Below are 24788 nucleotides of genomic sequence, written 5' to 3' on the forward strand. Positions count from 1 at the left end.
GCGTGCCGGTTCAGCGGCTTTGTCGTGTCCGCTGGTAAAGTTAATTAAGTACATGGGGGCTGAAGTTGGTTTCGAGTGCGATGGGGTTCTATTGTTTCTCTGCACTAACAGGCCTGTTTCGATGCTTTGCGGGAATATTTTCAATGCCTGCAAGGCATGGCGTTTTTTCCTCTTGGCTACAGCCCTTGAATCACGTGGCCTGAGCTGTTCCGGGTGAATTCAATATTCCGTTTCAATCTATCTATAACTTGAAAGATTACTTTAAGAGATAAGAGCGGGGCACTGATCATTGACCCCGCGGCACCGTTGCGTGGGGGTTGTTCAAGCACTGGTGCCGGATTTTTCAAAAGATCGTAGGGAGTGAATCCATGGGCAATGTCCAGACCGCCGCCAGTGCACATGAGGTGCTGTGGCGCCAGGCACCGAGCGGCGAGTTGGTCGACCTCGGCCGGCCCCACCGCTCGCCGCTGGGCCAACTGCGTCTGCAACGGACGCCCAAGGGGGTATTGCGGCGTCGTGAGGCGATTCTCCTGGGCGTCGCGGCCCTGGTATTGCACGGTGCAGTGATCTACTGGCTGAGCCAGAAGCCGACCCCGGTGCTGCCCATCGTGCCGCCGGAAATCCCGCCCATGACCATCGAATTCTCGCACCCGGCGCCGCCCGTGGTGGAGCCACCTGCGCCTGTGCCGGTACAACCGGTGGTGGAGCCGCCACCGCCGGTGGAGGACGAGTTGGCGGTCAAGCCGCCACCGCCCAAGCCGGTGCCTAAACCCAAGCCCAAACCGGTGCCCAAGCCCGAGCTGAAACCCGCGCCCAAGCCGGTGCAGCAGACCCCGGCGCCGCCGCAACCTGCGGCGCCGGTAGCCGCCCCGGCAGCGCCCGCGCCACCGGCTCCGGCCCCCGTGACCCCGGCTTCAGCCAGCGCCGCGTACCTGAAGAACCCGGCGCCGGAATACCCGTCTCTGGCGCAGCGCCGGGGCTGGGAAGGCACGGTGCTGCTGCGGGTGCATGTGCTGGCCAGCGGCAAGCCGGGGGAGATCCAGATCCAGAAGAGCAGTGGTCGCCAGCAGCTCGACGATGCGGCCCTGGCCGCGGTCAAGCGCTGGAGCTTCGTCCCGGCCAAGCAGGGCGACGTGGCCCAGGACGGCTGGGTCAGCGTCCCCATCGACTTCAAGATTCATTGAGCCGCAAGGCCGATCAACCAACACGCGCTAAACGCTTACACAGAGGGAACACATCATGACGTTACTGGCATCTCCACTGGAATCCATCGAAAGCGCGGTGATCTGGCTGTTGGTGGTCTTCTCCGTCGCCACCTGGGGCCTGGCCCTGGTCAAGGGCGTGCAGTTCGCCCGCCTCAAGTCCCAGGATCGCAAGTTCCACAATCAGTTCTGGGCAGCGTCCAGCCTCGACTCCGCCGCTCCCCTGAGTGAAACCCAGCCCGGCGCGGCGGCCCGGGTGGCCCAGGCCGGCTATGCGGCGATCCAGGTCGGCGACGCCCCCCATGCGGCGGACCTGAGCCAGGCAATCAACCACCAGGACCGCCTCGAACGTGCCCTGCGCCAGCAGATCGTGCGCGAGCGCCGCTCCCTGGAAACCGGCCTGGCGGTGGTCGCCAGTATCGGCAGCACCTCGCCCTTCATCGGCCTGTTCGGCACCGTGTGGGGGATCATGGAAGCCCTGAAAGGCATCAGCGCGGCGGGCTCGGCGAGCCTGGAAACCGTGGCCGGTCCCATCGGCGCGGCCCTGGTGGCCACCGGCGTGGGGATCGCCGTCGCGGTGCCGGCGGTGCTGGTCTACAACTACTTCCTGCGGCGCCTGAAGCTCACCGCCGCTGACCTGGACGACTTCGCCCACGACTTCTACAGCCTGGCGCAGAAGAACTCGTTCCGCGTGCTGATCCACCCGAGCGTGCACAAGGCTGCGGCCCAGGGCAGCCTGCAAAAAGTGCAGGAGGCGTCCTGATATGGCCTTCTCCACTCAAGACAGCGATGAGGTGCTGAGCGAGATCAACGTCACGCCCTTGGTGGACGTGATGCTGGTGCTGCTGGTGGTGTTCATCGTCACCGCGCCGCTGCTGACCAACGCCATCCCGATCAACCTGCCCAAGACCGAGGCCGTGGCTCCGGTGGAGCAGAAGGACCCGCTGGTGGTGAGCATCGACGGCGCCGGCAAACTCTTTATCAACAAGGACGAGATCCAGCCGGAGCTGCTGGAAACCAATTTGCAGGCGGCCAAGGCCAAGGACCCGCAAGTGCGGGTCCAGCTGCAGGCCGACGATGGCGTCAATTACGGAGAAGTGGCCCGGGCCATGGCCTCCATCGAGCGGGCGGGCATCACCAAGCTGTCGGTGATTACCGCGCGCTGACACCGAGCAACAAAGCCACGACTTTTCAGGCCGTCTCCTTGGCAGGGTGCGGCCTTTTTTTTGCCAGACGCTTTTAGCGTATTCCTGGGCGTGCCTGAGGCCTCATGGTTTGCCAGCGATGCGTGTTCTGTCCCTTGTCAGCGTCAGGCTCAGTACCACCGCACTGAGGATGATGCCGCCGACGATGGCCAGCGACCAATGGACCGGTATATGGAACCAGGGCGCGGCCAGCATTTTGCTTCCGATAAACACCAGCACTATGGCCAGCCCGTACTTGAGCAGATGGAACCGCTCAGCCATGTCCGCGAGCAGGAAGTACAGGGCGCGCAGGCCCATGATGGCGAATATGTTGGAGGTGAACACGATGAAGGGATCGGTGGTCACGGCGAAAATCGCCGGGATGCTATCGACTGCAAAAATCAGGTCGCTGGCCTCGATCAGCACCAGCACCAGGAACATCGGCGTTGCCCAGCGCAGGCCATTCTGGGTGACAAAAAAACGCTCGCCGTGAAACTCCTGGGTGACGCGCAAGTGCTTGCGCATCCAGCGCAGTATCGGGTTTTTGTCGAGGTCGGGTTGTTGCTCGGCAAAGATCAGCATCTTGATGCCCGTGACGACCAGCAGGACTCCGAAGACGTAGAGCAGCCAGGCGAACTCCTGTACCAGCCAGACGCCGGCGAGAATCATCGCTGCACGCATGACGATGGCGCCGAGTACGCCGTACAGCAGCACGCGCCGCTGCAATGGCGGCGGTACGGCGAAATAGCTGAAGATCATCACGAAGACGAACATGTTGTCGATCGACAGTGACTGTTCGATCAGGTAGCCGGTGAGGAACTCAAGGGTTTTGCGCTGGGCGATTTGCGCACCCAGCGTATCGTTCAGATACCACCAGAGCAGACCGGCGAAGACCAATGCCAGGCTGGCCCAGGCTATGACCCAGGCCAGTGCCTCCCGGGCCGAAACCCGATGGGCCTTGCGCCCACCGAAGACAAACAGGTCAAGCGCCAGTACGGCGATGACGAAGACGATGAAAGCAGCCCACATCCAAGGTTCACCGATGTTCATCGCGGCCACGCCTCAAATGAGTTGAGGTTTATCCCCCGTGACAGTCTTGGAATGACGCACCCCGGGGGCGGATGGTTCTCATCCTAGCCAGCCGGTTTGCTCAAGAAAAAGTCGTATATTTTTGGCCGATAGTTCGATGCCGACGAATTGTTTGCGCGCAGGCAAAAGGATTGAAGGAGGCAGGCCTTATATTCTTTTGAGGTATTAATAAATAGCTTCTTATTCCTTAACGAATATAAATCCCCTCCCTATACTCGTCCGGGAACAGACACGCAGCAGGAGAGTTCCCCATGCGCAACGAATCCATTCGCTACTTGATTGTGCCGGGCTGGCAAGGATCGCCAGAAGATCATTGGCAAACCCATTGGCAGAACAGCCTGCCCAACAGTGCGCGGGTGGAGCAGGCCGATTGGCTGACGCCGCGCCGTGAAGACTGGGTGGCGGCCCTGGCCGAAGCCATCGCCATCGACGACACGCCGGTGATCCTGATTGCCCACAGCCTGGGTTGCATCACCGTGGCCCACTGGGCGGCGCGCGCGCCCGCGGCAGCGCTGCGCCAGGTGCGCGGTGCGCTGCTGGTGGCGCCGGCGGATGTCGAACGTGCGGCCTGTGCCCCGGCGCTGCGCAATTTCGCGCCGATTCCCCGGGACCTGCTGCCGTTCCCCAGCCAGGTGGTGAGTTCGGACAACGACAGCGCCGTCAGCGCGCCGCGTGCCCTGGAACTGGCCCGTGACTGGGGCGCCGAAGCCGGGATTCTGGCGGGAGCCGGGCATATCAACGTCAAGTCCGGCCACCAGCGCTGGGAGCAGGGATTCGCCTATCTCTATCGCCTGCAGAACCGCATGGAACAACACGCCCTGCGTCGTGCCTGACCGTATTTTCCCTGTTTAAACGCCCCCGTCCTCAGGCGGTTTTGGGCGGGAGTCTGCCATGAGTCCTCACACCCCTTTCGGCCAGCCGCTGCTGACCTTTCCCGATGCGGAAAAAAGCCCCCTGAGCATCCGCGCCAAGGCGCTGGTGTTCGTCGATCCACGTTCGCGACAACTGCGTGAAGAGCTGGAGCAACTGGCGCCCCGTGCGATCTCGGTGCTGATCCGGGGTGAAACCGGCACCGGCAAGGAGCTGCTGGCCCGACACATCCACCGCGCCAGCGACCGCAGCGGGCTGTTTGTCTCGGTCAACTGCGGCGCCATCAGCCCCACCTACGCCGACGCCGAACTGTTCGGCTACGCCGCCGGCAGCTTCAGCGGCTCCGCCAGCAGCCGGGCCGGCTGGTTCGGTTCGGCCAATGGTGGAACCCTGTACCTGGACGAGATCGGCGACTTGCCGCTGCCGATTCAGACCAAGCTGCTGGCAGCCCTGGAGAACCACGAAGTGACCCGGGTCGGCGCCCAGCAACCGAGCCCGGTGGATGTGCGCCTGGTGGCGGCCACCAGCATCGACCTGGCCCAGGCGGTGGCGGCGGGCAAGTTTCATGAGCGCCTGTACCGCTACCTCAGCGAGGGCCAGTTGGAGCTGCCGGCGCTGCGCGAGCGGGTCGGGGATATCGAGTCCCTGGCCGAGTATTTCCTGGGGATCTACAGCCAGCGCCTGGACCTGCCGGTGCCGCTGATCAGCGAAGCCGCGCAACAGGCCCTGGAGCGCCACAGCTGGCCGGGCAATACCCGGGAGCTGGAGAACGTCATTCACTTTGCGCTGCTGGTCAGCAGCGGCGAGGAAATCCTTCCCGAGCACCTCAACCTGCCGCCGACGCGCTCGCCGCTGGAGCAGATCGAGCTGCTGCTGCGGCAGATCGCCGAGAGCGATTCAGACGCGGATCGCCAGGCCCTCAAGCGCCTGCTGGCGGTGTAGCCGCTGCCGCAGGCTGCGACCGGCTGCGCAGCAGACGCAAAACCGTTCACCACGATCCTGCTGGATAGCCACGGAACCCCTGGCGCCGACTGCGTCGTCGTTCGCAGCCTGCGGCAGCGGCTACAGGGGCGGTGGTGGGGCGGGATGTATGAACAAAATGGAATATGAACGTGAATAAAAGATATTGTTCGGGAATAAAAAATCTCGGTATTGTCCGCTTCACGCCAGCAGTGGCACATCACTGGCACCCTTATAAGCACCTCATTTGAAGCCGTCGTCGATCCCGACACCTAAGGACCTTGCATGAAAAAAGTTCTGTTGTTCACCGCACTGGCGGCAGCCCTGAGCGCCGGTATTGCCCAGGCCGGCGAGAAGCTGGTGGTTGCCGCGACTCCGGTGCCCCACGCCGAGATTCTCGAGCTGATCAAGCCAACCCTGGCCAAGGAAGGCGTGGACCTGGAGATCAAGGTCTTCACCGACTACGTGCAACCCAACGTACAGGTCGATCAGAAGCGTCTGGACGCCAACTACTTCCAGACCCTGCCGTACCTGAAGAACTTCAACGAGGGCAAGGGCACTCACCTGGAAACCGTGATCGGTGTGCACGTCGAACCCTTCGGCGGCTACTCGAAGAAGGTCAAGTCCCTGGCCGAGCTGAAAGATGGCGCCACCATTGCCATCCCCAACGAAGGCAGCAACAGCGGCCGGGCCCTGATCCTGCTGCACAAGGCCGGTCTGATCGAGCTCAAGGACCCGAAGAACGCTGTGTCCACGCCCAAGGACATCGCCAAGAACCCGCACAACTTCAAGTTCAAGGAGCTTGAGTCGGCCATGCTGCCACGGGTCCTGGATCAGGTTGACCTGGACATGATCAACACCAACTACGCCCTGGAAGCGGGCCTGAACCCGGCCAAGGATGCGCTGGTCATCGAAGGCGCCGATTCGCCTTACGTGAACTACCTGGTGGCCCGTCCGGACAACAAGGACAGCGCGGCGATCCAGAAGCTGGCCAAGGCCCTGACCAGCCCAGAGGTCAAAACCTTCATCGAGAAGAAATACAGCGGCGCGGTACTGCCGGCGTTCTGATGAACTAGGCTACTGAAGCGACAAACCCCTTCAAGGTTTGAACGCCGACGGCTATCACAGCGTCGGCGTTTTTTATTGCGTCCGCAAAAGCCGCAAGAGCCGGCCGGGCGGCGTTGCGTTTGCCGGCGAAGAGCTCCTCAGGCCGGGTACGAACCTGAAGGGCGCCTTCGCTGGCAAGCCAGCTCCTACACAAGCCAGCTCTTACACAAGTGGAGCGCTTTTGGCGGTGGCTTGGGTGGCGCGGCGCAACGCCGTCAGCCACTTCATCAGTTCATGGGGGGGCAGGGGTTGCGGGGGCTTTGTATCGGCCATGGTGGTCGTCCTTGAGGGGGGTAGCGTCCAGTGGAGGTGCGGGCGCGAAAGCTCCGTTCGACCCGGTTGAAAAGGTAGTAGCCCGGCGCCAGCCCGGCAAATCCGCGGGTTAGGTTTTTGGGTGATATCAATATGCTCTAACGGTATTTAAATTCTGCTTTTTATAGCTATAAAGTCGCGGCAGCCGGGCGGTTACCCACTGCCCCACGGACTGCACCACCGTCGCTGTACCCCAGCGGCGTTCAGGATGATTCATGACCCTCGATTACGCGTTTATCCTCAGCACCCTGCCGGCCTTTCTCAAAGCCGTGGGAGTGACCCTGCAGGTCGGCCTGATCGCCATCGGCACCTCGCTGCTGGTAGCCCTGATCAACGCCACTGTCCTGGTGTTTCGCACCCCTTACCTGCACCGCCTGATCGGCCTGTACGTGGAACTGGCGCGCAACACACCGCTGTTGATCCAGCTGTTCTTCGTCTACTTCGCCTTGCCGGCCCTGGGGATCAAGGTCTCGGGTTTTGCCGCGGCGATCATCACCATGACCTTTCTCGGCGGCGCCTACCTCACCGAAGTGCTGCGCGCCGGGGTCGAAGCCGTGCCCCAGGCGCAGCTGGAATCGGGGCGCTCCATAGGCCTGTCGCAGTGGCAGTTGCTGCGCTACGTGATCCTGCCCCAGGCCGGGATCCTCAGTCTGCCGTCGCTGTTCGCCAATTTCATTTTCCTGCTCAAGGAAACCACCGTGGTTTCGGCGGTGGCGGTGCCGGAGATTCTCTACACCACCAAGAGCTACATCGCCCTGTACTACAAGACCTACGAAATGCTCGCGGTGCTGACGCTGATCTGCGTGCTGTTGTTCTTGCCGCTGTCGCTGTTGCTCAGCCGTCTGGAAAGGAGGTTGCAACATGGCCAGTTCGGGTCTTGAGCTGTTGCTGGTGTCCTTGCCGCAACTGGCCCGGGGCGCTTCGCAGACTTTGTCGATTTCGCTGTTGAGCATTGCCTTCAGCACCCTGGGCGGGGTGCTCTACGGCGTGCTGCGCAGCCTGCAACGCAAGGTGCTGGATGTACCGTTGCGAATCTACCTGGAGCTGTTCCGGGCGATCCCGGTGCTGGTCTGGTTGTACCTGCTGTTCTTCGGCTTTCCGATCTTCTTCGGCCTCAGCATTCCCAGCTTCACCTGCGCGGTGCTGGTGCTGTCGCTGTGGGGCGCCAGCGAAGTCGGCGAGGTGGTGCGCGGGGCCCTGCAATCCCTGCCCCGGGGCCAGCGTGAAGCGGGCTTGTCCATCGGCCTCTCCGGTGCCCAGCTATACGGCTACGTCTTGCTGCCCCAGGCGCTGAAGCGCATGACGCCGCCGACCATCAACGTCTACACGCGAATCATCAAGACCAGCTCCCTGGCGGTGCTGATCGGCGTGGTGGACGTGATCAAAGTCGGCCAGCAGATCATCGAGCGCACCTACGAATCGGTGCTGATCTATGGCGCCCTGTTCCTGTTTTTCTTCTTTATCTGCTACCCGCTGTCGGCCGCCTCCCGCGTGCTGGAGCGGCGCTGGACGCAAGCATGAGCGCATTGATCGAGTTCCAGGGTTTCAACAAGTTCTTCGGCCCGCAGCAGGTGCTCAAGGAGGTCGACCTGCGCGTGGCGGCGGGGGAGGTGATCGTCATCCTCGGCCCCAGCGGCTGCGGCAAGAGCACTCTGCTGCGTTGCCTCAACGGCCTGGAAAGCGCCCACAGCGGCCATCTGCGTTTCGCCGGGCGCGAGCTGCTCAGCCCCGACACCGACTGGCGTCAGGTGCGCCAGCAGATCGGCATGGTGTTCCAGAGCTATCACCTGTTCCCCCACATGAACGTGCTGGACAACCTCCTCCTCGGGCCGCTCAAGGTGCAAAAGCGCGAGCCCCGCGAAGCCCGGGCCCAGGCCGAAGCGTTGCTGGAGCGGGTGGGCCTCTTGGACAAGCGCGAGGCCTTTCCCCGGCAGCTGTCCGGCGGCCAGCAGCAACGCATCGCCATCGTCCGCTCGTTGTGCATGAACCCCCAGGTGATGCTGTTCGATGAGGTCACCGCCGCCCTTGATCCGGAGATGGTCAAGGAAGTGCTGCAGGTGATCCAGGGCCTGGCCCGGGACGGCATGACCCTGTTGATCGTCACCCATGAAATGGCCTTCGCCCGGGCCGTGGCCGACCGCATCGTGTTCATGGATGGCGGGCGCATCGTGGAACAGAACACCCCCGAGGCTTTCTTCACCAACCCGCAGAGCGCACGCGCGCAGCAGTTCCTGGAGAAGTTCTCGTTCGTTGAAGCACTGCCCAAGAAAGCCCCTAAAAAGGAACTGGAGCTCTTATGAAAACTGCCAAGTCTTCGCTGTTGTTACTGCCGCTGTTCGGTCTGGCCCTGCTGGCCGGCTGCGATAAATCCAATGATGCACCCAAGCCTGCGGCCACCGCTGCCAGCGCCGCGCCGGCGGCCGGTTACCTGGACAAGATCAAGGCTCGGGACAAGCTGATCGTCGGCGTGTTCACCGACAAGCCGCCGTTCGGTTTCGTCGATGAAACCGGGCGCTATGTGGGCTTCGATACCGACATCGGCCGCCAGTTCGCCAAGGACCTGTTGGGGGACGAGAACAAGGTGGAGTTCGTCGCCGTGGAACCGGCCAGCCGCATTCCCTTCCTGCAGAGCGACAAGGTCGACCTGATCCTGGCCAACATGACCGTGACCCCGGAGCGCAAGCAAGCGGTGGAATTCACCAACCCCAACCTCAAGGTGGCGGTGCAGGCCCTGGTGCCCGAAGGCAGCCCGGTGAAGAGCCTGGATGACCTGGCAAGCCGCACCACCATCGTCACCACCGGCACCACCGCAGACATCTGGCTGACCCAGAACCACCCGGACTGGAAGCTGCTCAAGTTCGAGAAGAACACCGAGTCCCTGCAAGCCCTGGCCAATGGCCGTGGCGACGCCTACGCCCAGGACAACCTGATTCTGTTCAGCTGGTCCAAGCAGAACCCGGGCTACCGCGTATTGCCCCAGACCCTGGGCGAGCAGGCACCGATTGCCCCGGCGGTGAAGAAGGGCAACCTCGAACTGCGGGACTGGGTGAATGCCGAGCTGGCCAAGCTGGGCGAAGAAAAGTACCTGCTCAAGCTGTATGACCAGTACGTGCGCAAAGAGCTGAGCGACGACACCCCGCCTGAGAGCGTGATTGTCGAAGGCGGCAAATGGCAGGGCTGAGGCGTACTGGCGGCTGCTGAAACCGGGTCCTGAATCCACGGTGTAGCCGCTGCCGAAGGCTGCGAACGGCTCCGAAGCAGACGCCGCTCTTGAGGGCCTCGCAAGGTCCTGCGGACCTTATCGCAGCCTGCGGCAGCGGCTACAGGGTGTGGGAGGCGCGATTTTCAGTCGGGCCAGTACCAGGCCGGTTCGTCGAGCATGCGCTGGCCGACGATGCCGGTCTGGCCCAGCTCTTTCTCCAGCACGATGCAGTTGCACTCGGGGTCTTCCTGCAAGGCCGCGATCAGGCGCCGGGCGTGGGACACCACCCACACCTGGCACTGCTCTGAAGCCCTGATGATCAAGCGCGCCAGGGCCGGCAACAGGTCCGGGTGCAGGCTGGTCTCCGGTTCGTTGAGCACCATCAGGCTCGGCGGACGCGGGGTCAGCAAGGCCGCTACCAGCAACAGGTAGCGCAAGGTGCCGTCCGACAGTTCCGCCGCCGACAGCGGTCGCAACAAGCCTTCCTGGTGGAGCTGCACGCCGAACAACCCCCCGGGAACGGCATCGATTTCCAGCCGCGAATCCGGGAAGGCATCGGCGATGCTCTCGTACAGAGCCTGCTGATCGCCCACCTCGATGATGGTCTGCAACGCCGCGGCCAGGTCACGGCCATCGTGGTGCAGCACCGGGGTGCGGGTGCCCAGCTGCGGTCGGCGCGCGGGTGCCTGGCTGTCGGTACGCAAGTGGTCATAAAAACGCCAGCCACGAATCTGCTCGCGCAGATGCAGGACCTCAGGCGATGAGCTCAGGTTGCCCACCCGGTCGAACAGGCTTTCGCCGCTGCTCGTATGCTGCGCCAGCACCTCCCATTGACGCCCCGTGCGGGCTCGCACCATCGGTCCCTGGCGGTCTACCAGCGCGCTTGCCGAGCGATACAGGGGCCCGCCCCAGATGCTCTCGCGCTTGATCCACGGGTCGAGAGTGAAGCGCGAGGCAATCGGCAAGCTGTGCCCGGGCAACATGAAATGACCGCTGGAGTCCGGCAGCCCCAGGCTGATCGCATAACCGAAGTCCTCACCGGCAAAGCCCAGTTGCAGACGTCTGGCGGCCTTGCGCGTTCCACCCTGGATCGCGACTTCACCCTGGCTCATGCGCCGGCTGATCCGTTCCGGCCCGGCCCACAAGGTCGAGTCCAACCCGCCTTCCTTGGCCAGGGCATTGACCACGCCGCCCTGGGCGGTCTCTGCCAGCAGGCGCAGGGCCCGGTACAGATTGGACTTGCCGCTGCCATTGGCGCCGGTGATCAGGTTCAGTCGGCCGAGGGGCATCACCAGTTTGTTGATGGAGCGGTAATTGGCCACCGCCAGGGTCTTGAGCATGCCGGGTCTCCTGTTGCGTGGTGCGCAGTGTGCCTGATTTGTAGAGCGGGAGCTTGCTCGCCACCGGCTCCGAAACCGCTGCTGTGTTTGCCCGGACAGGGGGCGCTGCAAGGCTGGCGACTACGGCGCCCAGGGGCGTCGGTCGGCCGAGCGGGAGCGGGCGCCCTCGCTACGAAAGCCCTGCTTATGAGACCTGCGTGCAAGGGTTGAACCCTGTTCTAAGCTCACAGTCGTAACGTCACTGGCGCGACGATCTAGCACAAGGAGCCTGCATGGCTGGTCTCAAATCGAGGTGGATAGTGGGGCTGAGTCTGCTGGCGCTGCTCGGCGGCTGCGGAGCGGAAAAGCCGACCGAGAAGGAACGCCCGCGGGTGCGTATCCAGCAAGTGCAGAGCAGCGATTTTGCCCCGTCGGTGACCCTCACCGGTGACGTCCAGGCTCGGGTGCAGACCGAGTTGTCGTTCCGCGTTGGCGGCAAGATCATCCAGCGTCTGGTGGATGTCGGCGACCGGGTTTCCGCCCAGCAGGTACTGGCCCGGCTCGACCCCAAGGACTTGCAGACCAACGTCGATTCCGCCGCTGCCGCGGTGTTTGCCGAACAGGCGCGGGTCAAGCAGGCCAGCGCAGCCTTCGTCCGCCAGCAGAAGCTCCTGCCCAAGGGCTACACCAGCCAGAGCGAATACGATTCGGCCCAGGCCGCCCTGCGCAGTAGCCAGAGCGCCTTGAGCGCGGCCCAGGCACAGTTGGCCAATGCCCGCGAGCAGTTGAGCTACACCGAACTGGTGGCCGAGGCGCCGGGGGTGATCACCGCGCGTCAGGCCGAGGTGGGCCAGGTGGTGCAGGCCACCATGCCGATCTTCAGCCTGGCTCGGGACGGCGAGCGCGACGCGGTGTTCAACGTCTACGAATCGCTGCTGATGCAGCCGCCGGGCCAGGAAACCATCCACGTCAGCCTGCTGGACAACCCCAAGGTGACCACCACCGGCAAGGTCCGCGAGGTGACCCCGGTGGTCTCGGCCCAGAGCGGTACGGTGCAGGTCAAGGTGGTGCTCGATTCGCTGCCGGCGGGCATGGACCTGGGCTCGGTGGTCAGTGCCACCGCCCGGGCCCACGGCAAGGCCACGGTGGTGCTGCCTTGGTCGGCCTTGACCAAGAACCTCAGCGAACCGGCGGTGTGGCTGGTGGGCGAGGACGGCAAGACCGTGCTGCACAGCGTCAAGGTCGGGCGTTACCTGACCGGCCAGGTGATCATCAGCGACGGCCTCAAGGGCGGCGAGAACGTGGTGGTGGCCGGGGGGCAGTTGTTGCACCCGGGGATGTTGGTCGAGATTGCCGGGCCGACCAAGGAACAGGGAGCACAACCATGAAGCGCCTGCTGCCGTTGTTATGGGCCAGCCTCTTGCTGCTGGGCTGCTCCAAGGAAGAACCGGCGCCGGAGCCGGTGCGTCCGGTGCTGTCGATCCAGGTGGCGCCGCAATCGGAGGAAAGCCTCGGGCGCTTTGCCGGCAACATCCAGGCCCGTTTTGAAACCAACCTGGGCTTTCGGGTGCCGGGGCGGATTGCCAGCCGCAATGTGGATGTCGGTGCCGAAGTGGGGCCCGGGGACTTGCTGGCGACCCTCGATCCCACCGACCAGCAGAACCAACTGCGGGCCGCCCAGGGCGACCTGGCCAAGGTCGAGGCGCAGTGGATCAACGCTCAGGCCAATGCCCGGCGCCAGCAGGAGCTGTTCGACCGTGGCGTCGGCGCCCAGGCGCAACTGGACATTGCCCAGACCGACTTGAAGACCACCGGCGCTTCCCTGGCTCAGGCCAAGGCGGCTGTGCGCCAGGCCCAGGACCAGCTCAACTACAGCCAACTGCGCAGCGATCACGGCGGCGTGGTCACCGCCTGGAACGCTGAAGCCGGGCAGGTGGTGACCGCCGGCCAGCAAGTGGTGACCCTGGCCCGGCCGCAGATCAAGGAAGCGGTGATCGACCTGCCGGCGACCCTGGTGGATCAACTGCCGGCGGACGTGGAGTTCAAGGTCGCGGCCCAGCTCGACCCGAGCATCAGCACCACGGCCACCGTGCGCGAGATCGAGCCCCAGGCCCAGAGCGCGACCCGTACCCGTCGCGCCCGCCTGACCCTCAAGGACACTCCCGAGGCCTTTCGCCTGGGCACCGCCATCAGCGTGACCCTGAGCTCGGCCATCGAACCGCGCACCGAGTTGCCCCTGACGGCCCTGCAAGAGGTGGATGGCCAGACCCGGATCTGGGTCATCGACCCGCAGAGCCAGACCGTCGCCCCCCGGGAGATCAAAGTGCTCAGCCGCGACAGCGATTCGGCGCTGATCAGCCAGGGGGTCAAGCCCGGCGAGCGCATCGTCAGCGCCGGGGTCAACAGCCTCAAGCCGGGGCAGAAAGTCAAAGTCGATGAGGGCCGCGCACAATGACGCCTGACAGCAAAGGGAGCTTCAACCTGTCCGAGTGGGCGATCAAGCATCAGTCCTTCGTCTGGTACCTGATGTTTGTTGCGCTGCTGATGGGGGTGTTTTCCTACCTGAACCTGGGGCGTGAGGAAGACCCGTCCTTCACCATCAAGACCATGGTCATCCAGACTCGCTGGCCCGGCGCGACCCAGGAAGAAACCCTGAAGCAGGTCACCGACCGCATCGAGAAAAAACTCGAAGAGCTGGACTCGCTCGACTACGTGAAAAGCTACACCCGCCCCGGCGAGTCGACGGTGTTCGTCAACCTGCGCGACACCACCAGTGCCAAGGACATTCCCGAGATCTGGTATCAGGTGCGCAAGAAGATCAACGACATCCGCGGCGATTTCCCCCAGGGCTTGCAGGGCCCGGGTTTCAACGATGAGTTCGGCGATGTGTTCGGTTCGATCTACGCCTTCACCGCCGACGGCCTGAGCATGCGCCAACTGCGTGACTACGTGGAGCAGGTGCGCGCCGAGATCCGCGAAGTGCCGAACCTGGGCAAGGTGGAGATGGTCGGTGAGCAGGACGAAGTCATCTACCTCAACTTCTCCACGCGCAAGCTGGCGGCCCTGGGCATCGACCAGCGCCAGGTCCTGCAAAGCCTGCAAGCGCAGAACGCGGTGACCCCGGCCGGGGTGATCGAGGCCGGGCCGGAGCGGATCTCGGTGCGCACCTCGGGGCAGTTCGCCTCGGAGAAGGACCTGGCCACGGTCAACCTGCGCCTCAACGACCGCTTCTATCGCCTGGCCGACATCGCCGACATCAGTCGCGGCTACGTCGACCCTGCCACCCCGCTGTTCCGTTTCAACGGCCAGCCGGCCATCGGCCTGGCCATTGCCATGAAGAAGGGCGGCAACATCCAGGAATTCGGCAAGGCCCTGCATGCGCGCATGAATGAGCTGACCGCCGACCTGCCGATCGGCATCGGCGTGCACAAGGTCTCGGATCAGGCCGAGGTGGTGCAGGAGGCGGTGGGCGGTTTCACCAGCGCCTTGTTCGAGGCGGTGATCATCGTCCTGGTGGTGAGCTTCATCAGCCTTGGGATGCGCGCCGGGCTGGTGGTGGCCTGCTCGATTCCGCTGGTGCTGGCCATGGTCTTCGTGTTCATGGAGTACAGCGGCATCACCATGCAGCGGATCTCCCTGGGGGCCTTGATCATCGCCCTGGGGCTGCTGGTGGACGACGCCATGATCACCGTGGAAATGATGGTCACGCGCCTGGAGAAGGGCGAGAGCAAGGAGCAGGCGGCGACCTTTGCCTACACCTCCACCGCCTTCCCGATGCTCACCGGGACCCTGGTGACCGTGGCCGGCTTCGTGCCCATTGGCCTCAACGCCAGCTCCGCTGGTGAGTACACCTTCACCCTGTTCGCGGTGATCGCCGTGGCCATGCTGGTGTCGTGGATCGTCGCGGTGCTGTTTGCCCCGGTGATCGGCATCCACATCCTCAGCACCAACGTCAAACCCCACTCCGAGGAGCCGGGGCGCGTCGGTCGCGCCTTCAATGGCGGCCTGCTGTGGGCCATGCGCAACCGCTGGTGGGCGATTGGCATCACCGTGCTGCTGTTTGCCGCGTCGGTGTTCGGCATGCGTTTTGTGCAGAACCAGTTCTTTCCGTCTTCCGACCGGCCGGAGATCCTGGTGGACCTCAACCTGCCGCAGAACGCCTCGATCGACGAGACCCGCATGGCCGTGGATCGGTTGGAAGCGACCCTCAAGGACGACCCGGACATCGAGCGCTGGAGCACTTACATCGGCGAAGGCGCGATCCGTTTCTACCTGCCCCTGGACCAGCAACTGCAGAATCCGTACTACGCCCAGCTGGTGATCGTCAGCAAGGGCCTGGAGCAGCGCACGGCCCTGACCGAGCGTTTGCGCAAGCGCCTGCGCGAAGACTTCGTCGGCATCGGCAGCTATGTGCAGGCCCTGGAAATGGGCCCGCCGGTGGGACGGCCGATCCAGTACCGGGTCAGCGGCAAGGACATCGACCAGGTGCGCAAGCACGCCATCGACCTGGCCACCGAACTGGACCGGAACCCGCACATCGGCGAGATCATCTACGACTGGAACGAGCCCGGCAAAGTGCTGCGCATCGACATCGCCCAGGACAAGGCGCGGCAACTGGGGCTGTCCTCGGAAGATGTGGCGCGGCTGATGAACAGCATCGTCAGCGGTTCTACCGTGACCCAGGTGCATGACGACATCTACCTGATCAACGTGGTCGGCCGCGCCGACGACAGTGAGCGCGACTCACCGGAAACCCTGCAGAACCTGCAGATCGTCACCCCCAATGGCACCTCGATTCCGCTGCTGGCCTTCGCCACGGTGGGCTACGAACTGGAGCAGCCGCTGGTGTGGCGCCGCGACCGCAAACCCACCATCACCATCAAGGCGGCGGTGCGCGACGCGATCCAGCCCACCGACCTGGTCAAGCAATTGCAGCCGGACATCGACCAGTTTGCCGCGCAGTTGCCTGCCGGCTACTCGGTGGCCACCGGCGGCACCGTGGAGGAAAGCAGCAAGGCCCAGGGTCCGATTGCCAAGGTGGTGCCGCTGATGCTGTTCCTCATGGCGACCTTCCTGATGATCCAGTTGCACAGCGTGCAGAAGCTGTTCCTGGTGGCCAGCGTCGCGCCCCTGGGGCTGATTGGCGTGGTCCTGGCCCTGGTGCCCACCGGCACGCCCATGGGCTTTGTGGCGATCCTCGGGATTCTCGCGCTGATCGGCATCATCATCCGCAACTCGGTGATCCTGGTGACCCAGATCGACGAATACGAGCGCGAGGGTTATCACCCCTGGGACGCGGTACTGGAAGCCACCCACCATCGGCGTCGACCTATCCTGCTGACCGCCGCCGCGGCCAGCCTGGGGATGATCCCGATTGCCCGGGAAGTGTTCTGGGGGCCGATGGCCTACGCCATGATTGGCGGCATCATCGTTGCCACCTTGCTGACCTTGCTGTTCCTCCCGGCGCTGTACGTGGCCTGGTACAAAATCAAGGAGCCCAGCAAAGACACCCCTGGCCCCACAGCCCTGTAGGAGCTGGCTTGCCAGCGAAGAGGCCCGAGAGGCGGGCGCCTGACCTGGAACCACCTTCGCCGGCAAGCCGGCTCCTCCGAGGTTGGCGGTATTGCGAATGGCGTAGGCATCCCACGGCCATTTAGGAGCTGGCTTGCCAGCGAAGGGGCCCGGGAGGCGGGCGCCTGATCCGGGACCGCCTTCGCCGGCAAGCCGGCTTCTATGGGGGAAGTGTGGCGGGGGGCTCAGGCTTTGCGCCAGACGCTGGCCAGCCAGGGTTGCTGTTCCCGGGGCAGGCCGGCGGGGCGGTAGTAATGCTCCAGCTCGACAAAGCCTGCCTCGGTCAGCAACGCCTGCCAGCTTGCGAGGTCGTGGTAGGCACCGTAGCGCGGGCCGTTCCAGCCTTCCTGGTTGTCGCCGCGTGGGTTGGAGCTGAACAGCACGCCACCGTCCTTGAGGCTCGCATGCAGTTGCTTGAGCACCCGCGGCAGTTCCTGGCGGGGAATGTGGAACAGCACTGCGTTGGCGAAGATGCCGTCGAAGCGGGCCTCCGGCAGATCAAGATTGAGAAAGTCCTGCTGCCAGACTTCGCAGCCGCTGTCGTCCCGGGCCATCTGGGCAAAGCGCTCACAGCCGTCGAGGCCGATGGCGATATGGCCCAGGCGGGCGAAGGTCTGCAGATCGCGCCCCGGACCACAGCCGAAGTCCAGCACGGTGAAGGGCGCCGGGCCCTGGATATGCCGCAGCAGCGCGTCGATGTTCTGGCTGACGTCGTGGTCGCGGGTGCCTTCACGAAAGTCTTCGGCCACCTGCTGGTAGTGGCCGAGGGTGGTGGCGGTGATGGTGTCTAGGTCGTCTGGAGCAAGTTTCATGGCGGGCTGCATGGCGTGAAGAGGAATGGCCCGAATATACCCCATGCACCCTGTAGCCGCTGCCGAAGGCTGCGAACGGCTCCGCAGGAGACGCCGCTCTTGAGGGCCTCGCAAGGTCCAGCGGACCTTGTCGCAGCCTGCGGCAGCGGCTACACGGGGTGCCACTAGCGCTTGTTCAGCACCCGCGCCAAACGGTCGCCGCCCAACTGGATCGCCGCCACCAGGATCACCAGCAGCACGATCACCGTGAGCATGATCTGGCTGTCGAAACGCTGGTAACCGTAGCGGTAGGCAATGTCCCCCAGCCCGCCCGCGCCAATCGCCCCGGCCATGGCCGAGGAGTTGATCATGGTCACCAGGGTGATGGTGAAACCGCCGACGATGCCCGGCAGCGCTTCCGGCAGCAGCACGTGCCAGACAATGTGCCAGCGTCGGCAGCCCATGGCCTGGGCCGCTTCGATCAGGCCGTGATCGACTTCCCGCAGGCTCACTTCGGCGATGCGCGCAAAGAACGGCGTGGCGGCGATGGTCAGCGGCACCACCGCCGCCCACACGCCGTAGGTGGTGCCGACGATCAGCCGGGTAAAGGGGATCAGCGCCACCATCAGGATCAGGAACGGAATCGAGCGGAACAGGTTCACGAAAGCCCCCAGGGCCCGGTTCAGGTTCGGCGCTTCATAGATCCCGCCCTTGCCGCTGGTGACCAGGATCACCGCCAGGGGAATCCCCGCCAGCAGGGCAATCAGCGAGGACACGCCGACCATCAGCAGGGTGTCGAGAATGCCCTGCAACAAGCGATCAAACCACATAGCCCAGTACCTCCACTTGCTGTGCCCATTGCCCGGCACGTTGACGCAGTTCCGCCGCCCCCAGGGACGAGCCCTGGACTGCCAGCAGCAGGTGCCCCAGGGCGTGGCCCTGGATGCGTTCGACGCCACCTTGCAGCAGGCGCACGCGGCCGCCCAGGGCGCCGAACAGCGCCGCCAGGTCCGGCTCCTCACGCTGGCTGCCGGTAAAGCGCAGGCTCAGCACCAGCGCCGCCTCGGACGATTCGGGATGACTGCGCAAACGGCTTTGCAGCTCGGGCTGCAGGCCGTGCTGCAAGGGCGCCAGCAGGGTCTTGCTGACCTCGTGTTGCGGGTTGCCGAAGACTTCCCAGACTGGCCCCTGTTCGACGATGCGCCCGTGCTCCAGCACCACCACCCGGTCGCAGATCTCGCGGATCACCGCCATTTCGTGGGTGATGAGGACGATGGTCAGGCCCAGGCGCTGGTTGATCTCTTTGAGCAGGGCGAGGATCGACTGGGTGGTTTCCGGGTCCAGGGCCGAAGTGGCTTCGTCGCACAGCAGGATCTCGGGATCGTGGACCAGGGCCCGGGCGATGCCCACCCGCTGCTTCTGGCCGCCGGACAGTTGCGCCGGGTAGGCCTGGTGCTTGTCCTTGAGGCCCACCAGTTCCAGCAGTTCGCGGACCTTGCGCTGGCGCTCGGCCTTGGGCACCCCGGCCACCTTCAGCGGCAGCTCGACGTTGTGCCACACGGTCTTGGCCGACATCAGGTTGAAGTGCTGGAAGATCATGCCGATGCGTCGGCGCAGGGCCACCAGGCGGTCTTCGTCGAAGTCGCCGATGTCCACCTGGTCGATCAGTACCCGGCCGCTGCTGGGTTGCTCCAGGCGGTTGATGGTGCGGATCAGCGACGATTTGCCGGCGCCGCTGCGGCCGATGATGCCGAACACTTCGCCGCGCTGGATCGAAAGGTCGATGCCGTGCAGGGCCTGCACCGGGCCCTGCTGGCCCTGGTAGGTCTTGCCCAGGCCGATGAAGCGCACCTGGGCGCGGTTCAGCTCGGGGTGCAGCTCGGTCTGCTCGGCGCTCTTTGGCGCAGTTTCCGGCAGCTTGCGCTGCAGCGTCGCGACACTCATCTCAACCTTCCCAGCCGGCTTGGTAGAGCTTGCCGTGGGCTTTATCCAGGGCGGCCCGAACGGCTGGCGAGTGTTGGTAGATATCGACGAACTTGATCAGCCGCGGGTCGTTCTTGCTCTTGGGCTGGATCACGAACTGGATCACGTACTCCTTGTGGTCCAGGCCGTCGAACAGCAGCGCCGAGCCGGCGTCGAAGGTCTTGGCCAGACGGATGTAGGCCGGGTAGCCCTGGACCAGGTCGGCGTCGTCATAGGCGCGCACCAGTTGCACGGCTTCGACCTGGAGGATCTTGATCTGCTTCGGGTTGCTGACGATGTCGTCTTCGGTGGCCTTGTAGCCCACGCCCGGCTTGAGGGAGATCAGCCCGGCCTTGGCCAGCAGTTGCAGGCCGCGTCCGCTGTTGATCGGGTCGTTGGCGATGGCCACGCTGGCGCCTTCGGGCAGCTCGGCGAAGCTTTTGTATTTCTTCGAGTACAGGCCGACGTTGTTGATGATGCCCGGGGCGAAGGGCACCAGATCGAAACCGGCGGCGGCCTTGGCGTTTTCCAGGAAGGGGATGTGCTGGAAGTAGTTCACGTCGATGTCGCCGGCGGCCAGGCTGACGTTGGGCGCGATCCAGTCGGTGAACTCCACCAACTGCACCTTCAGGCCCTGCTTGCCGGCCTCTTCCACGGCGGCCTCCAGGGGAATGGCGAAGGCGGCGGTGGTGCCGACCTTGAGCGGTGCGTCGGCGGCGAACACGGCGCTGCTGAACAGACCGAGGGCGAGGGCCAGGGCTTTGACCGGGTGGCGCAGGAGCGTGGTTTTCATGGTGGTTACTTCCAGTCAATCCGAATGAGGAGGTTGAACAATTGCGTTTGGGTGTGGCGAAGACCGCTGTCTGTGGCGAGGGCGCTTGCTCCCGCTGGGCCGCATCGCGGCCCTGGACCCAGGCGCCACGGTGTTGCAGGCATACCGCGTCGTCCGGGTTTGGGCTTGCTGCGCAAGCCAGCGAGAGCAGGCTCCCTCGTCACAGGGTGGTCAGCGGCGGTAGGCCGCGCCGGTGTGTCGTTGCGGCAGTTTGCGGCCTTCGTGGAACAGTTTTTCCCGCAGGGTGCCGTCGTCGTAGGCGGTCTTGTAGGAGCCACGGCGTTGCAGTTCGGGGATCACCAGATCGATGAAGTCGACATAGCTTTCCGGGGTGACGATGCGGGTCAGGTTGAAGCCGTCCAGGCCGGTTTCGGCGATCCAGGATTCCAGCTCGTCGGCCACCTGCTGCGGCGAGCCGACCACGGTGAAGTAGCGGCCGCCCAGGGCGTGCTGCTCCAGCAGCTTGCGCCGGGTCCAGTCGTTGTTCTGCAGGTGCTTGGTGGCCGACTGGATGGCGTTGCTCTTCACGTACTGGATAGGTTCGTCGATCTCGTATTGGGAAAAGTCGATCGCGGTGGACGCGGAAAAATGCGCCACCCCGGCCTCGGCGCTGGCGTAGCGACGGTACTCGGCGTGCTTTTGCCAGGCCAGTTCCTCGGTCTGGCCAACGATCACGTTGAGGCCCATGAACACCTTGATGTCCTCGGGATTGCGCCCGGCGGCCACGGCGCTGGCGCGGACCTTGTCCACCTGGGCCTTGGTCGCGGCCTTGTTCTGCCCACTGATGAACACGCACTCGGCGTGGCGCCCGGCGAACAGCAGGCCGCGGTCCGAGCTGCCGGCCTGGAACAGCACCGGGGTGCGCTGCGGTGACGGCTCGCACAGGTGATAAGCGCTGACCTGATAGAACTCGCCCTGGTGCTCGACCTTGTGCACTTTGTCCGGCTGGGCATAGATGCGCTGCTCGCGGTCATCAAGCACCGCGTCGTCTTCCCAGCTGCCTTCCCAGAGCTTGTACAGCACCTCCAGGTACTCGTCGGCCTGGTCGTAGCGACGGTCGTGCTCGATCTGCTGCTTCAGGCCCATGGCCTGGGCGGCGCTGTCCAGGTAGCCGGTGACGATGTTCCAGCCGACCCGGCCACGGCTCAGGTGGTCGAGGGTGGAAAGGCGCCGGGCGAACAGGTAGGGCGCCTCGTAGGTGAGGTTGGCGGTGAGGCCGAAGCCCAGGTTCTTGGTCACTGCCGCCATGGCCGAGACCAGCAGCAGCGGGTCGTTGACCGGCAGCTGGATCGACTCCTTGAGGGTCACGTCCACCGAGTTCTGGTAGACGTCGTAGACCCCGACGATGTCGGCGATGAACAGCCCGTCGAACAGCCCGCGCTCCAGCAGCTGGGCCAGTTCGGTCCAGTACTCGAGGGTCTTGTACTGGGTCGAGTTGTCCCGCGGGTGGGTCCACAGACCGTGGTTGATGTGCCCGACGCAGTTCATGTTGAAGGCGTTGAGCAGGATCTTCTTCTTGGCGGTTTCTGCAGCGGCCATCAGATGGTCCCCCGCAGTGGCGGGTTCTGCTGGTTGAGGTAGTAGTTGCCCACCGCGTGGTACTTCCAGCGCACCGGGTCGTGCAGGGTGTGCACCCGGGCGTTGCGCCAGTGGCGGTCCAGGCCGTGCTCGGCCAGGGTCGCCTGGCTGCCTGCCAGTTCGAACAGGGTGCTGCCGGCGGCCAGGGAGATTTCCGTGCTCAGGGCGCGGACCTCGGCCACGGCGATGGAGGCGGCGGCCACGGTGTCGGCGTTGGTCTCGGCCTGGGCCCGGTCGAGGAACTCCCCGGCGCGCTCCAGCAGGGCTTCGGTGGCGTGCAGGCGGATGCTCAGCTGGCCGAAGCTCTTGAGGGTCAGCGGGTCGTCGGTGGCCTTGTCGGTGCCGGAGTCGATCCAGGGCCGGGTCTTGGTGCGCACGAAGCGCAGGGCGTCTTGGTAGGCGGCGCGGGCGATGCCGGTGTCGATGGCGGCGTGGAGGATCTGCGCCAGGGGACCGACCGGGGTCGGGCGTTCGAAGGCGCTCTGGAACGGCACCACGTCGGCCTCGTCCACCGCGACGTTTTCAAACAGCACCGAGCCGCTGCCGGTGGTGCGCTGGCCGAAGCCGCTCCAGTCGTCGATTACGCTCAGGCCCTGGGCGTCGGCGGGGACGAAGGCCAGTTGCTGCACGCCGTGCTCATCCACCACCGAGGTGGGGATGCGCTGGGCGTAGATGGCGCCGGTGGCGTAGAACTTGCGCCCGTCGATGCGGTAGCCCTGGCCGCTGCTGTCGCGGCTCAGGCGGGTGGTGCGGTCGTGGGCGGTCTTGGTGCCCAGCTCAGCCAGGGCATTGCCGAAGCGGCGGCCGGCCAGGACTTCGGCGTACAACCGCTGCTTCTGCGGCTCGCTGCCGTTCACCCGCAGCACTTCCAGGGCGTAGAAATGGTTCTGCGGGATCTGCCCCAGGGAGGCGTCGGCCTCGGCGATCAGGGCGATGACCTTGGCCAGGGTGACGTTGGACACTCCGGCGCCGCCGTATTCCTTGGGCACGCTGATGCCCCACAGGCCGGAGCGGCTGAAGGCTTCCAGCTCGGGATGGGGCAGGCGCCGTTCACGGTCGCGCAGGGCGCTGTCGCGCTTGAAGTCTTCCGCCAGGTCGCTGGCGACAATCAGGGCTTGTTCGTCGCTGGTGATGACCGCGACGTGTTGAGCAAGAGACATGTGTTTCTCCAGAGATCTGGTCAAAAGCGTTCTGGGCGGTTAAATCCAGGAATGCCGGGCCGGCAGCGTGCCGTTCAGGTGGTAGGCGCCGACGGCGTGGTACTTCCAGCGCACCGGGTCGTGCAGGGTGTGCACCCGGGCATTGCGCCAGTGGCGGTCGAGGTTGAATTCGGCGAGGGTGGCGCGGCTGCCGGCCAGCTCGAAAAGCTTTTCGCTGGCCAGCAGCGAGATCTCGGTGGTCAGTACCTTGGCTTCGGCCACGGCGATGGAGGCGCGGGCGGCGGACTCGGCGGTGATCGGTGCCGCGCTGACCTGATCCAGCACTTGCCCGGCCTTGCGCAGCAGGGCCTCGGCGGCGTGGAGTTCGATCTGCAGCTTGCCGATCTCGGCGATCACATACAGGTCGTCGCTGGCGCGCTCGACGTTGGCGTCGATCCACGGGCGGGCCCGTTCACGCACGAAGCGGATAGCGTCGGCCACGGCTTCCCGGGCGATGCCGGCATCGATGGCGGCCTGGATCAGTTGCGACACCGCGCCCTGGATATTCGGCGACTCGTTGATCCGCCAGTTGTCCAGCACCAGCTCGGACTCGACCCGCACATCGTTGAGCAGGATGGTGCCGCTGGCAGTGGTGCGTTGGCCGAAGCCCGACCAGTCGTCGACGATGCGCAAGCCTGGGGTGCCACGGCGGACGAAGGCCAGCACCTGGCGGCCTTCCTCGTTGAGTGCCTTGACCGCTACCCAGTGGGCGAACAGGGCGCCGGTGGAGTAGAACTTCTGGCCATTGATCACATGGCCGTCGGCGTCTTTGGTGATCCGCGCCTTGAGTTCCAGGGTGTTCTTGGTGCCGCGCTCCGGGCCGGCATTGCCGATGCGCCAGCCTTCCAGGACGCTCTGCAGCAGTTGTTTCTTCTGCCGCTCGCTGCCGCAGCCGAGAATCAGGCCGAGGATGCCGAACTGGTTCTGCGGGATCTGCCCCAGGGCCGGATCGGCCGCGGAAATAATCGCGAAGACTTCGGCCAGGGTGACGAAGGACACCTGTGGCCCGCCGTAGGCGCGGGGGATGGAAATACTGCCCAGGCCGCTGCGGGTGAATTGTTCGATCTGCGCCCAGGGCAGCTTGCGCTGGCGGTCGCGTTGGGCGGCCTGCTGGCGGGCCGCGTCGGCCAGTTCATGGGCGGCTTGCAGGGCTTCGGCGTCGTTGCGCAGAACCCGTGCGGGCAACAAAAGGGGGGCAATATCCAGATCGCTCTGGACCTGTGCTTCAACCAGACTGGACATCAGCGCCACTCCTTGGCTGCACGCAATGCCCTGGCGATCTGCACTGGGGTGATTGTGTTCCGGACCATACCTACCTCACATCTTTTGGATAGGCCGCGTCATGCGGCGAAATCAGAATCAAGAATGTCCGGTGGTCCGGTGCATATACCCTAAGCGCGTATAAAAATTAAATAAACTAACTTTTAGGAATATGAATAGAAGGGCTTTACGTATACGGCAGGATGGCCGGTTGCGGCCCAGTGGCTGCGGGCTGGCGCGGTGTGCGGCAGACGCCGGCGAGCATTTTTCGTCGGTGCAAAAGAACACGGGCAGGGGGATGCAAGCACGCGAAGTGAGGCGATCGGCGCTGAGCGTTCAGGCGCCGCCGC

At 64.5% G+C, this 24788-nt stretch carries 22 protein-coding genes; 13 read left to right on the forward strand and 9 right to left on the reverse strand.

The window, feature by feature from the left end; all coding sequences use genetic code 11:
* The first annotated feature begins 368 nt into the window (after window positions 1-368).
* From DWF74_RS17145 to DWF74_RS17155, 3 genes are read left to right on the forward strand one after another with little or no spacing between them, the layout of a single operon-like run.
* The gene (locus DWF74_RS17145) at window positions 369-1184 is read left to right on the forward strand and encodes an energy transducer TonB (RefSeq protein ID WP_115581360.1); all 816 of its coding nucleotides are present in this window, start codon (window positions 369-371) and stop codon (window positions 1182-1184) included.
* 55 nt (window positions 1185-1239) lie between these two features.
* Window positions 1240-1965 carry a MotA/TolQ/ExbB proton channel family protein gene (locus DWF74_RS17150; RefSeq protein ID WP_102862614.1) on the forward strand — a complete coding sequence of 242 codons (726 nt, stop codon included), beginning with the start codon at window positions 1240-1242 and terminating at the stop codon, window positions 1963-1965.
* A gap of 1 nt (window position 1966) precedes the next feature.
* Complete coding sequence (locus tag DWF74_RS17155) at window positions 1967-2368, forward strand: ExbD/TolR family protein (protein WP_102862615.1); 402 nt, start codon at window positions 1967-1969, stop codon at window positions 2366-2368.
* 102 nt (window positions 2369-2470) lie between these two features.
* Here the strand turns inward: DWF74_RS17155 and DWF74_RS17160 are convergent, their stop codons facing one another.
* The gene (locus DWF74_RS17160; protein ID WP_162884104.1) at window positions 2471-3436 is read right to left on the reverse strand and encodes a TerC family protein; all 966 of its coding nucleotides are present in this window, start codon (window positions 3434-3436) and stop codon (window positions 2471-2473) included.
* 290 nt (window positions 3437-3726) lie between these two features.
* Between DWF74_RS17160 and DWF74_RS17165 the strand changes: the two genes are divergently transcribed.
* From DWF74_RS17165 to DWF74_RS17195, 7 genes are all read left to right on the forward strand, one after another.
* Entirely contained in the window at window positions 3727-4308 is a 582-nt protein-coding gene (locus DWF74_RS17165; RefSeq protein ID WP_102862617.1) for an alpha/beta hydrolase, read from the forward strand.
* A gap of 58 nt (window positions 4309-4366) precedes the next feature.
* Window positions 4367-5287 (forward strand): sigma 54-interacting transcriptional regulator, encoded by a 921-nt coding sequence (locus DWF74_RS17170; protein ID WP_102862618.1) that lies wholly within the window; start codon window positions 4367-4369, stop codon window positions 5285-5287.
* 303 nt (window positions 5288-5590) lie between these two features.
* Window positions 5591-6373, forward strand: a complete 783-nt coding sequence (locus DWF74_RS17175; RefSeq protein WP_102862619.1) for a MetQ/NlpA family ABC transporter substrate-binding protein — start codon at window positions 5591-5593, stop codon at window positions 6371-6373.
* 566 nt (window positions 6374-6939) lie between these two features.
* The gene (locus DWF74_RS17180) at window positions 6940-7605 is read left to right on the forward strand and encodes an amino acid ABC transporter permease (protein WP_102862620.1); all 666 of its coding nucleotides are present in this window, start codon (window positions 6940-6942) and stop codon (window positions 7603-7605) included.
* On the forward strand, window positions 7586-8245 hold the full coding sequence (locus DWF74_RS17185) for an amino acid ABC transporter permease (RefSeq protein WP_115581362.1): 660 nt from the start codon (window positions 7586-7588) through the stop codon (window positions 8243-8245). Before DWF74_RS17180 ends, DWF74_RS17185 begins: the two co-directional genes overlap by 20 nt.
* Window positions 8242-9024, forward strand: a complete 783-nt coding sequence (locus DWF74_RS17190; protein WP_102862621.1) for an amino acid ABC transporter ATP-binding protein — start codon at window positions 8242-8244, stop codon at window positions 9022-9024. The genes DWF74_RS17185 and DWF74_RS17190 overlap by 4 nt, the downstream gene beginning before the upstream one ends.
* Window positions 9021-9905, forward strand: coding sequence for a transporter substrate-binding domain-containing protein (locus DWF74_RS17195; RefSeq protein WP_060837002.1), 885 nt, complete (start codon window positions 9021-9023; stop codon window positions 9903-9905). Before DWF74_RS17190 ends, DWF74_RS17195 begins: the two co-directional genes overlap by 4 nt.
* Window positions 9906-10069: 164 nt before the next feature.
* Here DWF74_RS17195 and DWF74_RS17200 read toward each other — a convergent pair whose 3' ends face one another.
* The gene (locus tag DWF74_RS17200) at window positions 10070-11266 is read right to left on the reverse strand and encodes an AAA family ATPase (protein WP_115581363.1); all 1197 of its coding nucleotides are present in this window, start codon (window positions 11264-11266) and stop codon (window positions 10070-10072) included.
* Window positions 11267-11538: 272 nt separating this feature from the next.
* Here DWF74_RS17200 and DWF74_RS17205 point away from each other — a divergent pair, with 272 nt between their 5' ends.
* Genes DWF74_RS17205 through DWF74_RS17215 form a run of 3 tightly spaced genes read left to right on the forward strand, consistent with a single transcriptional unit; the run spans window position 11539 to window position 16777 of the window.
* Window positions 11539-12633, forward strand: a complete 1095-nt coding sequence (locus DWF74_RS17205) for an efflux RND transporter periplasmic adaptor subunit (RefSeq protein WP_102882724.1) — start codon at window positions 11539-11541, stop codon at window positions 12631-12633.
* A complete protein-coding gene (locus DWF74_RS17210; RefSeq protein WP_102862624.1) occupies window positions 12630-13700 on the forward strand; it encodes an efflux RND transporter periplasmic adaptor subunit in 1071 nt (356 codons plus the stop codon). Before DWF74_RS17205 ends, DWF74_RS17210 begins: the two co-directional genes overlap by 4 nt.
* Window positions 13697-16777 (forward strand): efflux RND transporter permease subunit, encoded by a 3081-nt coding sequence (locus tag DWF74_RS17215; RefSeq protein WP_102862625.1) that lies wholly within the window; start codon window positions 13697-13699, stop codon window positions 16775-16777. Before DWF74_RS17210 ends, DWF74_RS17215 begins: the two co-directional genes overlap by 4 nt.
* Before the next feature lie 224 nt (window positions 16778-17001).
* Here the strand turns inward: DWF74_RS17215 and DWF74_RS17220 are convergent, their stop codons facing one another.
* The 7 genes from DWF74_RS17220 to DWF74_RS17250 all read right to left on the reverse strand — a co-directional run bounded on the left by DWF74_RS17220 (window position 17002) and on the right by DWF74_RS17250 (window position 24420).
* Window positions 17002-17628 (reverse strand): class I SAM-dependent methyltransferase, encoded by a 627-nt coding sequence (locus DWF74_RS17220; RefSeq protein ID WP_115581364.1) that lies wholly within the window; start codon window positions 17626-17628, stop codon window positions 17002-17004.
* A gap of 164 nt (window positions 17629-17792) precedes the next feature.
* Window positions 17793-18437: a methionine ABC transporter permease gene (locus DWF74_RS17225; RefSeq protein WP_011058620.1), complete on the reverse strand. Its 645-nt coding sequence runs from the start codon at window positions 18435-18437 to the stop codon at window positions 17793-17795.
* Complete coding sequence (locus tag DWF74_RS17230; RefSeq protein WP_115581365.1) at window positions 18427-19551, reverse strand: methionine ABC transporter ATP-binding protein; 1125 nt, start codon at window positions 19549-19551, stop codon at window positions 18427-18429. Before DWF74_RS17230 ends, DWF74_RS17225 begins: the two co-directional genes overlap by 11 nt.
* A gap of 1 nt (window position 19552) precedes the next feature.
* Window positions 19553-20362, reverse strand: a complete 810-nt coding sequence (locus tag DWF74_RS17235) for a MetQ/NlpA family ABC transporter substrate-binding protein (protein ID WP_115581366.1) — start codon at window positions 20360-20362, stop codon at window positions 19553-19555.
* 210 nt (window positions 20363-20572) lie between these two features.
* Window positions 20573-21940: an LLM class flavin-dependent oxidoreductase gene (locus DWF74_RS17240; protein WP_115581367.1), complete on the reverse strand. Its 1368-nt coding sequence runs from the start codon at window positions 21938-21940 to the stop codon at window positions 20573-20575.
* On the reverse strand, window positions 21940-23139 hold the full coding sequence (locus DWF74_RS17245; protein ID WP_115581368.1) for an SfnB family sulfur acquisition oxidoreductase: 1200 nt from the start codon (window positions 23137-23139) through the stop codon (window positions 21940-21942). The genes DWF74_RS17240 and DWF74_RS17245 overlap by 1 nt, the downstream gene beginning before the upstream one ends.
* Window positions 23140-23178: 39 nt before the next feature.
* Complete coding sequence (locus DWF74_RS17250; RefSeq protein ID WP_102862632.1) at window positions 23179-24420, reverse strand: SfnB family sulfur acquisition oxidoreductase; 1242 nt, start codon at window positions 24418-24420, stop codon at window positions 23179-23181.
* Window positions 24421-24788: the final 368 nt, after the last annotated feature.

This window comes from Pseudomonas protegens, assembly GCF_003363755.1.
GTDB classification, from domain to species: domain Bacteria; phylum Pseudomonadota; class Gammaproteobacteria; order Pseudomonadales; family Pseudomonadaceae; genus Aquipseudomonas; species Aquipseudomonas danubii.

What these genes read in the sequence shown, in the direction of transcription:
- DWF74_RS17235 (WP_115581366.1), bottom strand. Translation starts at nt 20,362, where the DNA reads ATGAAAACCACGCTCCTGCGCCACCCGGTCAAAGCCCTGGCCCTCGCC.
- DWF74_RS17185 (WP_115581362.1), top strand. Translation starts at nt 7,586, where the DNA reads ATGGCCAGTTCGGGTCTTGAGCTGTTGCTGGTGTCCTTGCCGCAACTG.
- DWF74_RS17240 (WP_115581367.1), bottom strand. Translation starts at nt 21,940, where the DNA reads ATGGCCGCTGCAGAAACCGCCAAGAAGAAGATCCTGCTCAACGCCTTC.
- DWF74_RS17155 (WP_102862615.1), top strand. Translation starts at nt 1,967, where the DNA reads ATGGCCTTCTCCACTCAAGACAGCGATGAGGTGCTGAGCGAGATCAAC.
- DWF74_RS17205 (WP_102882724.1), top strand. Translation starts at nt 11,539, where the DNA reads ATGGCTGGTCTCAAATCGAGGTGGATAGTGGGGCTGAGTCTGCTGGCG.
- DWF74_RS17175 (WP_102862619.1), top strand. Translation starts at nt 5,591, where the DNA reads ATGAAAAAAGTTCTGTTGTTCACCGCACTGGCGGCAGCCCTGAGCGCC.
- DWF74_RS17180 (WP_102862620.1), top strand. Translation starts at nt 6,940, where the DNA reads ATGACCCTCGATTACGCGTTTATCCTCAGCACCCTGCCGGCCTTTCTC.
- DWF74_RS17200 (WP_115581363.1), bottom strand. Translation starts at nt 11,266, where the DNA reads ATGCTCAAGACCCTGGCGGTGGCCAATTACCGCTCCATCAACAAACTG.
- DWF74_RS17225 (WP_011058620.1), bottom strand. Translation starts at nt 18,437, where the DNA reads ATGTGGTTTGATCGCTTGTTGCAGGGCATTCTCGACACCCTGCTGATG.
- DWF74_RS17245 (WP_115581368.1), bottom strand. Translation starts at nt 23,139, where the DNA reads ATGTCTCTTGCTCAACACGTCGCGGTCATCACCAGCGACGAACAAGCC.
- DWF74_RS17170 (WP_102862618.1), top strand. Translation starts at nt 4,367, where the DNA reads ATGAGTCCTCACACCCCTTTCGGCCAGCCGCTGCTGACCTTTCCCGAT.
- DWF74_RS17160 (WP_162884104.1), bottom strand. Translation starts at nt 3,436, where the DNA reads ATGAACATCGGTGAACCTTGGATGTGGGCTGCTTTCATCGTCTTCGTC.
- DWF74_RS17220 (WP_115581364.1), bottom strand. Translation starts at nt 17,628, where the DNA reads ATGAAACTTGCTCCAGACGACCTAGACACCATCACCGCCACCACCCTC.
- DWF74_RS17210 (WP_102862624.1), top strand. Translation starts at nt 12,630, where the DNA reads ATGAAGCGCCTGCTGCCGTTGTTATGGGCCAGCCTCTTGCTGCTGGGC.
- DWF74_RS17145 (WP_115581360.1), top strand. Translation starts at nt 369, where the DNA reads ATGGGCAATGTCCAGACCGCCGCCAGTGCACATGAGGTGCTGTGGCGC.
- DWF74_RS17195 (WP_060837002.1), top strand. Translation starts at nt 9,021, where the DNA reads ATGAAAACTGCCAAGTCTTCGCTGTTGTTACTGCCGCTGTTCGGTCTG.
- DWF74_RS17150 (WP_102862614.1), top strand. Translation starts at nt 1,240, where the DNA reads ATGACGTTACTGGCATCTCCACTGGAATCCATCGAAAGCGCGGTGATC.
- DWF74_RS17230 (WP_115581365.1), bottom strand. Translation starts at nt 19,551, where the DNA reads ATGAGTGTCGCGACGCTGCAGCGCAAGCTGCCGGAAACTGCGCCAAAG.
- DWF74_RS17215 (WP_102862625.1), top strand. Translation starts at nt 13,697, where the DNA reads ATGACGCCTGACAGCAAAGGGAGCTTCAACCTGTCCGAGTGGGCGATC.
- DWF74_RS17165 (WP_102862617.1), top strand. Translation starts at nt 3,727, where the DNA reads ATGCGCAACGAATCCATTCGCTACTTGATTGTGCCGGGCTGGCAAGGA.
- DWF74_RS17190 (WP_102862621.1), top strand. Translation starts at nt 8,242, where the DNA reads ATGAGCGCATTGATCGAGTTCCAGGGTTTCAACAAGTTCTTCGGCCCG.
- DWF74_RS17250 (WP_102862632.1), bottom strand. Translation starts at nt 24,420, where the DNA reads ATGTCCAGTCTGGTTGAAGCACAGGTCCAGAGCGATCTGGATATTGCC.